Annotated in this window: 11 protein-coding genes; 6 read left to right on the forward strand and 5 right to left on the reverse strand. The window is 65.9% G+C overall.

Going from position 1 to position 13,593, the window contains the following annotated elements; all coding sequences use genetic code 11:
- Positions 1-36 precede the first annotated feature (36 nt).
- Complete coding sequence (locus QW887_RS12265) at positions 37-3,159, forward strand: CusA/CzcA family heavy metal efflux RND transporter (protein WP_315714866.1); 3,123 nt, start codon at positions 37-39, stop codon at positions 3,157-3,159.
- Here the strand turns inward: QW887_RS12265 and QW887_RS12270 are convergent.
- Positions 3,156-3,737 carry an ATP-binding cassette domain-containing protein gene (locus QW887_RS12270; protein ID WP_316194571.1) on the reverse strand — a complete coding sequence of 194 codons (582 nt, stop codon included), beginning with the start codon at positions 3,735-3,737 and terminating at the stop codon, positions 3,156-3,158. The genes QW887_RS12265 and QW887_RS12270 overlap by 4 nt on opposite strands.
- On the opposite strand from QW887_RS12270, the gene QW887_RS12275 reads away from it, so the two are divergent.
- The 3 genes from QW887_RS12275 to QW887_RS12285 all read left to right on the forward strand — a co-directional run bounded on the left by QW887_RS12275 (position 3,709) and on the right by QW887_RS12285 (position 6,636).
- Positions 3,709-4,098 (forward strand): hypothetical protein, encoded by a 390-nt coding sequence (locus tag QW887_RS12275; RefSeq protein WP_316194572.1) that lies wholly within the window; start codon positions 3,709-3,711, stop codon positions 4,096-4,098. The two genes, QW887_RS12270 and QW887_RS12275, sit on opposite strands and share 29 nt — an antisense overlap.
- Complete coding sequence (locus QW887_RS12280; protein ID WP_316194573.1) at positions 4,091-5,170, forward strand: AI-2E family transporter; 1,080 nt, start codon at positions 4,091-4,093, stop codon at positions 5,168-5,170. The genes QW887_RS12275 and QW887_RS12280 overlap by 8 nt, the downstream gene beginning before the upstream one ends.
- Before the next feature lie 299 nt (positions 5,171-5,469).
- Positions 5,470-6,636 carry a fatty acid desaturase gene (locus tag QW887_RS12285; RefSeq protein ID WP_410052605.1) on the forward strand — a complete coding sequence of 389 codons (1,167 nt, stop codon included), beginning with the start codon at positions 5,470-5,472 and terminating at the stop codon, positions 6,634-6,636.
- 104 nt (positions 6,637-6,740) lie between these two features.
- On the opposite strand, the gene QW887_RS12290 is transcribed toward QW887_RS12285, so the two are convergent.
- The 3 genes from QW887_RS12290 to ilvD form a co-directional block, all read right to left on the reverse strand.
- Positions 6,741-7,244, reverse strand: a complete 504-nt coding sequence (locus tag QW887_RS12290; RefSeq protein WP_316194574.1) for a hypothetical protein — start codon at positions 7,242-7,244, stop codon at positions 6,741-6,743.
- Between the two features lie 413 nt (positions 7,245-7,657).
- A complete protein-coding gene (locus QW887_RS12295; protein ID WP_316194575.1) occupies positions 7,658-8,623 on the reverse strand; it encodes an amidohydrolase family protein in 966 nt (321 codons plus the stop codon).
- A gap of 216 nt (positions 8,624-8,839) precedes the next feature.
- A complete protein-coding gene (ilvD, locus tag QW887_RS12300) occupies positions 8,840-10,681 on the reverse strand; it encodes a dihydroxy-acid dehydratase (protein ID WP_316194576.1) in 1,842 nt (613 codons plus the stop codon).
- Positions 10,682-11,000: 319 nt separating this feature from the next.
- Here ilvD and QW887_RS12305 point away from each other — a divergent pair, with 319 nt between their 5' ends.
- Both QW887_RS12305 and QW887_RS12310 read left to right on the forward strand, forming a co-directional pair.
- Positions 11,001-11,366, forward strand: coding sequence for a copper resistance protein CopC (locus QW887_RS12305; protein WP_316176612.1), 366 nt, complete (start codon positions 11,001-11,003; stop codon positions 11,364-11,366).
- Positions 11,367-11,368: 2 nt separating this feature from the next.
- Positions 11,369-13,027, forward strand: a complete 1,659-nt coding sequence (locus tag QW887_RS12310; protein WP_316194577.1) for a copper resistance D family protein — start codon at positions 11,369-11,371, stop codon at positions 13,025-13,027.
- Positions 13,028-13,033: 6 nt separating this feature from the next.
- Here QW887_RS12310 and QW887_RS12315 read toward each other — a convergent pair whose 3' ends face one another.
- On the reverse strand, positions 13,034-13,540 hold the full coding sequence (locus QW887_RS12315; protein WP_315826318.1) for a DUF3455 domain-containing protein: 507 nt from the start codon (positions 13,538-13,540) through the stop codon (positions 13,034-13,036).
- Positions 13,541-13,593 lie beyond the last annotated feature (53 nt).

The raw sequence follows: 13,593 nt of genomic DNA on the forward strand, positions 1-13,593 counted from the left end.
CTTCTCCTGCATGCCTTCCTGAAAGTGCCGATCTGAATGGACCGTCTCGTCGCCATCGCCGTTCAGCGGCGCTTCCTGATGGTCGGAATGTTCGTCGCCGTCCTGATCGGGGGTCTGATCGCATTCCGCCAGCTCAACATCGAGGCCTATCCCGATCCGACCCCGCCGATGGTCGACATCGTGACGCAGAGCCCCGGCCTCTCGGCCGAGGAGATCGAGCGTTACATCACGATCCCGATCGAGACCCAGGTCGCCGGCATCAAGAACCTGCGCACCATTCGGACGATCTCGCTGTACGGCCTGTCCGACGTCAAGCTGCAGTTCTCGTTCGACTACACCTACGACGAGGCCCTGCAGCAGGTGCTGAACCGCCTGTCGCAATTGTCGCCGCTGCCCGGCAACGTCACGCCGCAAATCTCGCCCTTGAGCGCGGTCGGCGAGATCTATCGCTACCGGCTGCGCGGTCCGCCCGGCTACAGCGTGCTCGACCTCAAGACCTTGCAGGACTGGGTGCTGCAGCGGCGCTTCCGCGCCGTGCCGGGTGTCATCGACGTTACCGGCTGGGGCGGCAAGACCAAGACCTATGAGATCCAGGTCGACTTCAACAAGCTGGTCGCCAACGGCCTGACCCTGCCGCAGCTCCTGCAGGCGGTCGGCAACTCCAACATCAATGTCGGCGGCAACACGGTCGAGATCGGCACGCAGTCGGCGGTCGTGCGCGGCGTCGGCCTGATCCGCTCGATGGAGGACCTTGCCAGCACCATGGTGTCGCAGAGCGGCGGCAATCCGGTGCTGGTGAAGGACGTCGCCAATGTCACGGTGGCGGAGAAGCCACGGCTCGGTATCGCCGGCCTCAACAACAACGACGACATCGTCCAGGGCATCGTGCTGATGCGGCGCGGCGAGCAGAGCTCGCCGACCATCGCGCGGGTCGAGCAACTGGTCGACCAGATCAACAGCTCCAGCATCCTGCCGCCCGGCGTGCGGATCGAGCGCATCTACGACCGCAAGGACCTGATCGATACCACGACGCACACTGTGCTCCACAACATGGTGGTCGGCATCGGCCTGATCGTGCTGCTGCAGTGGGTGTTTCTCGGCAATCTGCGCAGCGCGCTGATCGTCGGCGCCACGATTCCGTTTGCGTTGTTCTTCGCCGTCATCATCCTGGTGCTGCGCGGCGAGTCCGCCAACCTGCTGTCGGTCGGCGCGATCGATTTCGGCCTGATCGTCGATGCCACCGTCATCATGGTCGAGGCGATCTTCCGCCGGCTGACGCAAACCACGCCATTGTCCGAGGCCGAGGAGAGCCACATCTCGCCGGAGACGATGATGGGCATGAAGAGCCACGCGATCCTGTCGGCGGCTGCCGACGTGTCGCGCTCGATCTTCTTTGCCGCGGCGATCATCATCGCCGCCTTCCTGCCGCTGTTCACCCTGAGCGGCGTCGAGGGCAACATCTTCGGGCCGATGGCGCGCACCTATGCCTATGCGCTCGCCGGCGGTCTGCTTGCGACCTTCACCGTGACGCCGGCGCTGAGCGCGATCATCCTGCCGGCACATGTCGAGGAGACCGAGACCCGGCTGATGCGGCTGCTGCACGCGATCTATTCGCCGGTGCTGCGCTGGGCGGTGGGCAACCGCAATCTGGTGATGACCGGCGCGATCGGTCTCGTGCTGCTGACCGCGGTGGTCGGCCGGCTGCTCGGGCTCGAATTCCTGCCCAAGCTGGAGGAGGGCAATCTCTGGATCCGCGCGACCCTGCCGCCGACGATCTCGCTGCAGGAGGGCAATGCCTATGTCAACGAGATGCGCAAGATCATCCGCGCGCGGCCCGAGGTCGAGGCGGTGGTCTCGCAGCACGGCCGTCCCGACGATGGCACGGACGCGGCCGGCTTCTTCAATGCCGAGTTCTTCGCGCCGCTGAAGCCGGTCAAGGACTGGCCCGGCACCAAGGACAAGGACCAGCTCACCGCGGAGCTCTTGAAGCAGCTCGACGACCGCTTTCCCGGCGTCGAGTTCAACTTCTCGCAATATCTGCAGGACAACGTCTCGGAAGCCGTGTCCGGCGTGAAGGGCGAGAACTCGATCAAGCTCTATGGCAATGATCTGCAGGCGCTGACCGACACCGCGAACAAGATCAAGCAGGTGCTGTCGACGGTGCAGGGCGTCACCGATCTTGCGGTGTTCACCTCGCTCGGCCAGCCGACGGTGCAGATCGACATCGATCGGGCCAAGGCTGCGCGCTACGGGCTGGCGCCCGGTGACATCAACGCCACCATCAAGGTGGCGATCGGCGGCGACACTGCGGGCGATCTCTACGAGCCCGGCTCCGACCGGCATTTCCCGATCATCGTTCGTCTGGCGCCGGAATATCGCAAGAGCGCGGAGGCGATCGAGAATTTGCGCATCGGCGCGCAGGGGCCGAACGGCATCACCCAGATTCCGCTGAGCGAGGTCGCGACCATCAAGCTGGTCTCGGGCGCAGCCTATATCTATCGCGAGCAGCAGGAGCGCTATCTGCCGATCAAGTTCTCGGTGCGCGAGCGCGACCTCGGCAGCGCGATCCAGGAGGCGCAGCAGAAGGTCGCCGAGCAGGTGCAGCTGCCGCCGGGCTCGCGCGTCGAGTGGGTCGGCGAGTTCGGCAATCTCCAGGACGCGATCAAACGGCTGTCGATCGTGGTGCCGATCAGCCTCGCGCTGATCGGCGTGCTCCTGTGGTTCAATTTCGGCTCGATGGCCGACACCTTGCTCGCCATGAGCGTGATCCCGATGGCGATCTTCGGTGGCGTGGTCGGCCTCGTTTTGACCGGCATTCCGTTCAGCGTGTCCGCGGCGATCGGCTTCATCGCGCTGTTCGGCATCGCCGTGATGGACGGCATCATCATCCTTTCGCAGTTCAACCAGCTGATCGACGAGGGCGTCGACCGCATCGAGGCGGTCATCCGCACCGGCGAATTGCAGCTTCGTCCGGTGCTGATGACCTGCGTCGTCGCCGGCATCGGGCTGATGCCGGCCGCGGTGTCGACCGGCATCGGCTCGCAGGTGCAGAAGCCGCTCGCGATCGTCGTGGTCACCGGCATGATGCTGGCGCCGGTGGTCATCCTCATCACGCTGCCGGTCCTGATCTCGCTGTTCTCGCGGCGACGGGTCCGCTAGATGCGCATGTGCTCGTCGATGCGCGCGGCGGAGTCACGATCGACCGCGGCGGCATCGACGATCTCGCCGCGCTTGAACACGAGGTATCTGTCGCTGATCGAGAGCGCGAATGGCAGATGCTGCTCGACCACGATCATGGAGGTGCCGATCTCGCGCCGGACGCGCACCAGCACCTCGGACAGCCGGTCGACGACGGACGGCTGCAGACCTTCCGTGACCTCGTCGAGCAGCAGCACGTCAGGCTTCGCCATCAGCGCGCGCGCCACGATCAGCATCTTCTGCTCGCCGCCGGACAGCGTGCCGGCCCGCTGGCTCGGCCGCTTGGTCAGCACCGGAAACCAGCCGCCGGCCTGCTCGAAACGCGCGGTCATGTCATCGTCCGTGAGCACGCCAAGCCTGAGATTGTCGCGGACCGACAGGTCCTGGAACAGCGCATGTTCCTGGGGAACATAGACCAGCCCCATCTTCCGCTTCAGATGCGGCGGTATTCGCGTTACGTCCTTGCCTGCAAGTTTCACTCGGCCGCGCCAGGCCGGCAGGAAGCCGACGATGGCCTTGAGCAGCGAGGTCTTGCCCATGCCGTTCTTGCCGACGATGGCGGAGGGTTTCGGCTTTGCCGAGCGCAAAACCGACGTTGCTGATCACCTCCCACGAGCCGTCGCCGCTTGCCAGCTCGTCGACGTCCAGAACGCTGCTCATTTGCTGATTTTCAGAATCTATTTATTTTTCGCGCAGGCTCTTGAAATCGGCGTTGTTGCTGGAACGGCAGGCAAATTCGGCATTCTGGAGCATGTTTTCGCCAGCAACATCGCGTCGTGGCAGGGGCCAAAGCCGAATTCGAACGTTGACCATCTCGCGACCAGGCGGCAAACCGTCCGCCGTGGAGGAAGGAACGGTCCAACTCACGGTCCCGGTCCGATAGGAAAGCCAGATGCGTAGCCTCGAAGACCGAGCCCTGCTTCTCTTGCTCGTCGCGATATCGCTGATGTTCGGGTGGATCCTGCTGCCGTTCTACGGCGCGGTTCTGTGGGGCGTCATCGGCGTCATCGTCTTCGTTCCGCTGCACCGCTGGCTGTCGCGATCGATGCACGGCCGAAACGGCCTGGCGGCGGCCGTCGTGGTGTTGATCTTCGTCGTGATCGTCATCCTTCCGCTGTCACTGATCGGGGCGTCGCTGGCGCAGGAGGCCTCCGGAGTCTACAAACAGATGCAGTCCGGTCAGCTCGACATCGGACAGTACTTTCGGAAGATGCTGGCCGCGCTTCCGACATGGGTGGTCGATCTGCTCAACCGCTTCGGGCTCGGCAGCCTCGCCGGAATGAAGGACAAGCTGTCAGCTGGCCTGCTGAAGGGCAGCGAGGTCATTGCGAGCCAGGCGCTCACGATCGGTCAGGGGACATTCGAGGTCTTCGTCAATCTGTTCATCATGGTCTATCTGCTGTTCTTCCTGCTGCGTGACGAAGAGACGCTATCGGAGCGCATCAAGAGCGCCATTCCCCTGCGCCCGGAGCAACGCGATGCGCTGCTGCGCAAATTCACGGTGGTCATCCGCGCGACGGTGAAGGGCAGTCTGCTCGTCGCTCTGGCGCAAGGCGCGCTGGGCGGCCTGATGTTCTGGTTCCTCGGCATCAACGCGCCCCTGCTGTGGGCGGTCGTGATGGCCTTCCTGTCCCTGCTTCCGGCAGTGGGAGCGGGCCTCGTCTGGTTTCCGGTCGCGCTCTATCTCCTGGCCACCGGATCGATTTGGCAGGGCGTGGTCCTGATCGCCTATGGCGCCCTCGTCATCGGCCTCGTCGACAATGTCCTGCGTCCGATCCTGGTCGGACAGGACACCAAGATGCCCGACTATGTGGTGCTGATTTCGACATTGGGCGGGATCGAGGCATTCGGCCTCAACGGGTTCGTCATCGGGCCCGTGATCGCGGCAATGTTCATCGCAATCTGGGACATTTTCTCCACCTCGCGTCACGAGGGCGCCGTGGCGCAGGATGCCTCGCGCGGGACGGGGTGAAGGGAACGCGGTGCACAATCGAAGCGGCATTTCATCGGGCGGATTAACGGATCGTAACCCGTCCTCTCCTAGCAATGAGGCGTTCGACGGGTTAAGTTTCATTGATCCGCCGCACGCGCTCTTTACCCGTCTCCTGACGGGCGTCCGCATCCCAGACTTTCTCGTCCAGAGCGGTTCATCGCCGGGCGCACGATGAACCATTTGGCTTCGACGGCGGTTAAACCGACGAAAGCTCGTGATTTCGAACTCCTGCAGCCCGTTCGGCGCTGCGCAGGGGTCCATTTGGCCGCGGTCGCGCCATGCGCGATCGCCAAGAACACAAGGTGGAGACGACATTGCAGTTCGATCAGCCAGTCGCGATGGCGACTGTGCCGCCCAAGGACCGCGCCACGCTGCGCGCCGGCGACGACGAGGGCCGCGCGGCGGCCGACGCCCGCTACTGGATGCAGATTCTCAGCAGCTATCGCACGCCAAACCGCGTCCGCAGCGTCACCGAGCTGGTGATCACGGCGGTGCCGCTGGTGGCGCTGTGGGCGGCAGCCTGGTTCGCATTCTCGCTCGGCCATGCCTGGGCGTCGTTGCTCATCGCGATTCCTGCTGGCGCCTTCCTGGTGCGCCTGTTCATGATCCAGCACGATTGCGGCCACGGCACCTTCTTCGCCGGGCGTCAGGCGAACGACTGGGTCGGCCGCGTCCTCGGCGTGCTGACCCTGACACCTTACGACTGGTGGCGGCGCACCCACGCGATCCACCACGCCAGCAGCGGCAACCTCGACCGGCGCGGCATCGGCGACATCGATACGTTGACGGTGCGGGAATATCAGGCGCGATCGACCTGGGGCCGTCTGCGCTACCGGCTGTACCGCCACCCGCTGGTCATGTTCGTCGCCGGACCCGCCTACCTGTTCTTCCTGCAGCACCGCCTGCCGTTCGGCCTCATGCGCGCCGGCTGGTCGCCCTGGGTCAGCACGATGGCGACCAATTTCGGCATCGCCCTGATCGTCGCCGGGCTGGTGTGGCTGATCGGCATCCAGGCGTTCCTGGTCGTGCATCTCCCGATCATGCTGCTCGCCGCCATGGCCGGGGTGTGGCTGTTCTATGTCCAGCATCAGTTCGAGCACACCGTCTGGGAGCGGAGCGAGCGCTGGACGCAGCAGCAGGCCGCGCTCTACGGCAGCTCACATTACGACCTGCCGGCATGGCTGCACTGGCTCACCGCCAATATCGGCATCCACCACGTCCACCATCTCTCGAGCCGGATTCCCTATTACCGGCTGCCGGTGGTGCTGCGCGATCATCCCGAGCTGCGCGAGATCGGCCGCATCACGCTGCCCGAGAGCCTGCGCTGCGTCCGGCTGGTGCTGTGGGACGAGTCGCAGCGCCGGCTGGTGTCGTTCCGCGAAGCCGGAGCGGCAGCATTGGAGCTTCGGACAACGACACCGAAGCTCGCTGGGCCACAACGATAGTACGTAGATTAGGCAGAGGCGCGCGAACAACCTGCCACATACAAGTTCTGAGCCGGCGGATTGAGCCGTCAGATGGAAACCCAGGCGCGACAACCGCGCGCGTCTCAGGCCGCGCCGCTTTGTTTGGCCGGTGCCTGTCGTTGGGCCGCCGACCAGGATGCGTGGAACCAGCCGCCGAGGCCCCAGGGGTGAGTCCGTTCCAACCAGATGAACGGTCCCATCGGCGTTTCAAACTTGCCGGGCTGGGGCCCGACCACACCCCGACCATGCAGCAGCTCGCCCTGCCAGCCTTCGTTCTTGGAGCCTTCCGCGCCGACATGAAGCCGGTAGGCCCAGGGTTCGGTGTCCATGATGACGTTGCCCTGCGCCGTCTTCATCCAGGCAATGGTGTCGGCGTGGATCGCACCAAAGGGATGGAAAGGACGGTCCTCGGGGACGCCGACGAACACGCCGACGCCGGTCTTGACCGTCGCGCCGGCGGCGATCGTCACGGGCTCGCCTTTCTGATCGTACAGCACGCTGTGCCAGTTCTGCGATTTCGTGCCCGGCGCAGTGACGATGATCTGGTAGGCGAGGCGCGGCTCGTCGAGGAGCGGCTTTTGTGACATGATCGTCTCCCATCCATGCGGGCCGGGCGTGACCGCCGGGACACGTGCGGCCCTATGCTGACGCAGTATCGGCACGGCGCTAGATCGGGCGTTGATCTGAATCAACCATCACGAGTGGAATGCAATTTCAGATTGAGTAAGGGCTGGTGCGGAGTGTCGCGGACGCGCCGTGCCCACCGCCCGTCGGTCGTAGTAATCGACCTCATAGTAGGACGGCGGGCACGCATCTCCCTTCACTCTGTCGAGCGAAGGCAGATGCCTTGTCCGTCCTGCGGGCTAAAGGCTCAATCCCTCACCACGCGCACGGCGCCCTTCGCGGCGCCTGAGGCGAACGCGGCGTAGGCCTTCAGGGCGGCGTAGCGTCGTGCGGCGGGTTACGCTGCGCTAACCCGCCCTACGGACTAACAACGCCATCAAAACCCGTACAGCTTCGCCGGATTATCGACCAGGATCTTCTTGCGGACCGCGGCGTCCGGCGCCCAGACCGGGAGCTGGTTCATCAGGCGGCCGTCGTCGATCGGATAGAAGGGCCTGATATCCGTGACCTTCAGTTCGGGATGCGGCGACGAATCCGGGTGGGGCCAGTCGGTGCCCCAGACGATGCGGTCCGGGTTGGCTTCGATCAGGGCCTTCGCGAACGGGATCACATCGGTGTAGTCGGGACCGCGGGTCGAGGCGCGGTAGGCGCCGGAGATCTTCACATAGGCCTTGCCGCTGCGGACGAGCTCGACCAGATCGGCAAAGCCCGGCTGCCCGAGGCCGAGATCGGCCTGCGCGCCGCCGAAATGGTCGAACACGGCCGGCACGGGCGATTGCATCACGAGGTCCTTGATGGCCGCGATCATCGCCGTGTTGGTGTAGAGCTGGACGTGCCAGCCCCGCGCCTTCATCCGCTCGAGCGCGGCCTGGAAGCGGGCGCGGCCGACATTGGGGTCATTGATGCCACCGGTCGCGAGATTGAGGCGGATGCCGCGGAAGCCCTCGGCATGCATGGCATCCAATTGCGCCTCGGTGGTCTTGTCGTCGATGACGGCGACGCCGCGCGCGTCATTGCCGCGCGCCTTCATCCCGTACAGCGTCGCGGAGTTGTCGGTGCCGTAGACGCTTGGCGTCACGATCACCACGCGCTGGATGTGCAGGGCCTTGTGCAGCGCCGCCATCTCCTCGGGCAGGGCCGGCTCCGGCGTGTAGACGCGGTTCGCTGCAAACGGGAATTGTTTCGGATCACCGTGGATATGGGTGTGGCAGTCGCAGGCTTGCGCCGGCACGTCGAAATCGACCGGGGTCGAAGGTTGCGCCGGCTTGGCGCGGGCGGCTGTCGTGGTCATCGTCACTCCGGCGGCAAGCGAGGCGAGCAGCAGGCTGCGGCGGTTCAGCATGGCGATCCTTCCCAGGGCCTGGCGCGTGCATTGTGGCTGACGCGCTCATTGTCGATGAAGGGAGCCTGAACCCGCTGTCGTCAGTGGGCAACAACGAAGTGCGGCATGGCTGTTCGCAGGACGAGAGCGAGACGAGGAAGTCTATGGTGAGGCCGCGGCCGCCGGCCGCAGCAACCGGTCGGAAAGGACCGGTGCTGCCGACCGAACAGATCGGTCTTACTCCTTGACGATCCGCACCGCGCCCTTGGCGGCGCTCGACGCGAACGCGGCGTAGGCCTTCAGCGCGGTCGAGACCTTGCGGGCGCGCGTCTTCGGCTTCCAGGCTTGATCGCCCTTCGCCTCCATCGCGGCGCGGCGGTTGGCGAGCTCCTCGTCGGACACTGCGAGATGAATGGTGCGGCTGGGAATGTCGATCTCGATGCGGTCGCCGTCCTGCACCAGGCCGATCAGGCCGCCCTCGGCGGCTTCCGGCGAGACGTGGCCGATCGACAGCCCCGAGGTGCCGCCGGAGAAGCGGCCGTCGGTGATCAGTGCACAGGCCTTGCCGAGGCCCTTCGACTTCAGATAGCTGGTCGGATACAGCATCTCCTGCATGCCCGGGCCGCCGCGCGGGCCCTCATAGATGATGACGACGACGTCGCCGGCCTTGATCTTGTTGGTCAGGATCGCTTCGACCGCGGCGTCCTGGCTCTCCATCACGCGCGCAGGACCCGAGAACTTCAGGATCGAGGCATCGACGCCCGCGGTCTTCACGATGCAGCCGTCGCGCGCGATGTTGCCGGTCAGCACCGCGAGGCCGCCATCCTTGGAATAGGCATGCGCGAGGTCGCGGATGCAGCCCTTCTCGCGATCGAGATCGAGCTCCTGATAGCGGCGGTCCTGGCTGAACGCCACCTGCGTCGGCACACCGCCGGGGGCGGCCATGTAGAAGTTCTTCACGCTCTCGCTCGACGTTTGGCGGACGTCCCAGCGCTCCAGCGCTGCTGCCAGCGAGGCCGAATGCACGCTCGGCAATTCGGTGTGCAGCAGGCCGGCGCGGGCGAGCTCGCCGAGGATGCCCATCACGCCGCCGGCGCGATGCACGTCCTCCATGTGCACGTCGGCCACGGCCGGCGCGACCTTGCACAGGCAGGGGACCTTGCGCGAGAGGCGATCGATGTCGGTCATGGTGAACGGGATCTCGCCCTCATGGGCGGCGGCGAGCAGATGCAGCACGGTGTTGGTCGAGCCGCCCATCGCGATGTCCATGCTCATCGCGTTCTCGAACGCCTTGAAGTTGGCGATGTTGCGGGGGAGCACGGACGCATCGTCCTGCTCGTAATAGCGGCGGGCGAGGTCGACGACGAGATGACCGGCCTCGACGAACAGGCCGCGGCGGTCGGCATGGGTCGCCAGCACCGAGCCGTTGCCGGGCAGCGACAGGCCGAGCGCCTCGGTCAGGCAGTTCATCGAATTCGCCGTGAACATGCCCGAGCAGGAGCCGCAGGTCGGGCAGGCCGAGCGCTCCATCACCTCGACATCGGCATCCGACACCTTGTCGTCGGCGGCCACGATCATCGCGTCGATCAGGTCGACCTTGCGCAGCTTGCCTTCGATGTTGACCTTGCCGGCCTCCATCGGGCCGCCGGAGACGAATACCGCGGGGATGTTGAGGCGCATCGCGGCCATCAGCATGCCGGGCGTGATCTTGTCGCAGTTGGAGATGCAGACCATGGCGTCGGCGCAGTGCGCGTTGACCATGTATTCGACGCTGTCGGCGATCAGCTCGCGCGACGGCAGGCTGTAGAGCATGCCGTCATGGCCCATCGCGATGCCGTCGTCGACGGCGATCGTGTTGAACTCCTTGGCGACGCCGCCGGCCTTCTCGATCTCGCGGGCGACCAGCTGGCCGAGGTCCTTGAGGTGGACATGGCCGGGCACGAACTGGGTGAAGGAGTTGACGACGGCGATGATCGGCTTGCCGAAATCCTCGTTGGTCATGCCGGTGGCGCGCCACAGGCCACGGGCGCCGGCCATGTTGCGGCCATGGGTGGAGGTGCGGGAGCGATAGGCGGGCATGACGGTTTCCTTAGGCGTTCCTCGGGATCAGGCAATGTTGGTCCGCGGGCGGAAGGGTCCCGCCAACCGACGGACGGCAATGATGCGGCGAGGCATACAGCGAAGTGCTTGATGATTCGACCCTAAATTTCGCTGTTCCGGGATGCCCTGCGGGCAGGGCCGGGGCCTCGTGCCGCTGCCGCAGGGGCCGGCCGGCCCCGGTCACGCGTTTGTGGCTACGTGGGGAACAGGAAGGTCGCTTAGATTAGAACGGTCGAGTTTTGTTCGCCCCGATCCAGCCCGAACGTTCCTGCCGCAGCCTCCGCCGCCCGCGCGTCCCATGCCGTCCGTCATCCGCTTCCGCCACCTGCCGACCCTTGCCGCGCTGCTTCTGGGCGTTCCCGGCGCCGCCTCGGCCCATGCCATCATCGTCTCGTCGCAGCCCGCGGCGGGTGGCACCATCGAGACGCAGGCGACAATGATCCGGCTGCGCTTCAACAGCCGCATCGATCACGCCCGCTCGCGGCTGAAGCTGCGCGCGCCCGACGGTGCCGAGCAGGCGCTTACTCCGGCAGTCGATGCGCCGGCCGACGAGATCGACGCCGAGGCCAAGGCGCTCAGCCCTGGCGCCTGGCACCTGCAATGGCAGGTGCTCAGCGTCGATGGCCACATCACCCGCGGCGACATTCCTTTCAACGTGCGCTAGCCGTGTCGCTGTTGCTCGACATCTTCGGCTATCTCTCGGTGGTGCTGCGCGGCCTGACCCTGCTGGCACAGTCGTTCACCATCGGCGGCTTGGCATTTCTGCTGTTGCTGCTGCGCCCGCTACAGCAAAGGCTGTCCGCTGACGCGATCGTGGTCGGGAAGCGCGGCCAGCGCTTCCTGCGCCGAAGCGCATTCGGCTGGTTCGCGGTCGTGCTGGCTTCGCTCGCAGTCAACATGGGCGCGCTGATCGGGACGCTCGATCTGTCGCTCGGCGCGGCGGCGAGCGCAGATTTCGCGCGCTCCGGCCTGGCTGTTGCCGCGTGCGCGCTCGGCATCGCCGTGCTCGCCCGGACCGGCAGTTGGGCCGCCTGGCGCGTCCTGACACTGACCGTGCTGGCCGTCTCAGCGCTGCTGCTGCAGCTCAACCTGACGCACGCGGTGAGCCGGCTCGAGGTACGCTGGCCGCTGCTCGCCGCCGACTTCCTTCACATGCTCGGCGCCGGCGTCTGGATCGGCGGCCTGCCGTATTTCCTGATGGCGCTGAACGGCTGCAAGGCGGATGACGATCAGCGCAGAATCGGACGGCGCTACTCGTTGATGTCGATGGTCTCGGTGGCGGCGATCGTGCTCGGCGGCATCGTGATGGCGATCGCCTATCTCGGCTCGTTCGCGGCGATCTACGGTACGGCCTATGGTGTGATGACCTCGGCCAAGGTCGCGATGCTGCTGATGCTGCTCGCGCTCGGGGCGGGCAATTTCCTGGCCGTGGAGCGCCTGCGTCGCCGTGATCCCGCAGCGCCGCTGCTGCGGATGAAGCGCTTCGTCGAGGTCGAACTCGGCATCGGGTTGACGGTGCTCCTGACGGCGGGCTCGCTGACCTCGCTGCCGCCGGGCATCGACCTCAGCCAGGACCGCCTGAACTGGGCCGAGATCGTCGAGCGCGCCGCGCCGCAACGGCCGCGGCTGACCAGCCCCTCGGTCGACCAGCTCACGATCTCGCAGTTGCAGGCGAGGATCGACGCCGCCGACGCGCAGCGCGTGACGGCGCCGCAAGCCTACGTGCCGGGCGAGGGCGTGATCCTGCCGCGCAGCGCCGCCGAAATCGCCTGGTCGGAATACAACCACCATTGGGCCGGCATCTTCGTCGTGCTGATCGGGCTGCTCGCGCTGATCGAACGCTTCGCCTGGGGACGCTGGGCACGGCACTGGCCGTTGCTGTTCCTGGTGATGGCGGCGTTCCTGTTTCTCCGCGCCGACGAGATGGCCTGGCCGCTCGGCCCGATCGGCTTCTTCGCGTCGCTGCGCGATCCCGAAGTGGCGCAGCACCGGCTGTTCGTGGTGCTGATCGTCCTGTTCGGCCTGTTCGAATGGCGGGTGCGGCTGCGCGGGCAACAGGCGGGGCGGGCGGCGCTGGTGTTTCCGCTGACGGTCGCCGCCGGCGGCGCGCTGCTGCTGACCCATTCGCACGCCATCGCCAACATCAAGGATCAGCTCCTGATCGAGATGAGCCACACGCCGCTGGCGCTGTGCGGCATCATCGCCGGCTGGGCGCGCTGGCTCGAGCTGCGCCTGGACGGCCGCATCAGCCGCGCCGCCGCCTGGGTCTGGCCGGTGGCCTTCGTGCTGGTCGGGCTGATCCTGCTGGATTATCGCGAGGCGTGAGCAGCCTTACTGCTTCTGCAGGAACACGTAGTCCGCGGAATAGGCCACGCTGCGGAGTTGCCCGGCGGTCTCGCAGGCGCCCTCCAGCTTGCCGCCCGACGTGTTGATCCGCTGCACGGTGGTGACGTCCGACAGCACGCCCTTGCTGCCGCGGTGGGAGACGACGGCGAGCTTCAGCCAGGGGATGTCGTTGTCGGTGGCGCCGATGGCGGTGCCCTGGACGCGGCCGCCGACGATCGAGCCGTCCTGGTGCTCCCAGCTCGGGCCGGCGTAGTGCCGACCGACGGTCTTGCCGTCCTCGAATAGACTGGCGATCGGTTCGCGAAAGGTCCAGGCGAGCTTGCCGTCCTTGTCGGTCTTGCAGTCGTAGACCTGCGCGCCTTCGGCATGCAGCGTCAGTACGGCCTTTTCGCCGGCGGCGATCAGCGCGTCGGGAATCGTGGTCTCTGCAGCGTAGGAGGAGCCGATCTGGGCCCCGAGCAACAGCAGGGCGAGCGATGAGGTCAAGCGCATGATCAGGTTCCTCGACAGCAGAAGTGAAACAGAAACGGGCCACGCTCGTGGCG

Origin of the sequence: Bradyrhizobium sp. SZCCHNRI3052, assembly GCF_032484895.1 — a bacterium.
Lineage (GTDB): Bacteria > Pseudomonadota > Alphaproteobacteria > Rhizobiales > Xanthobacteraceae > Bradyrhizobium.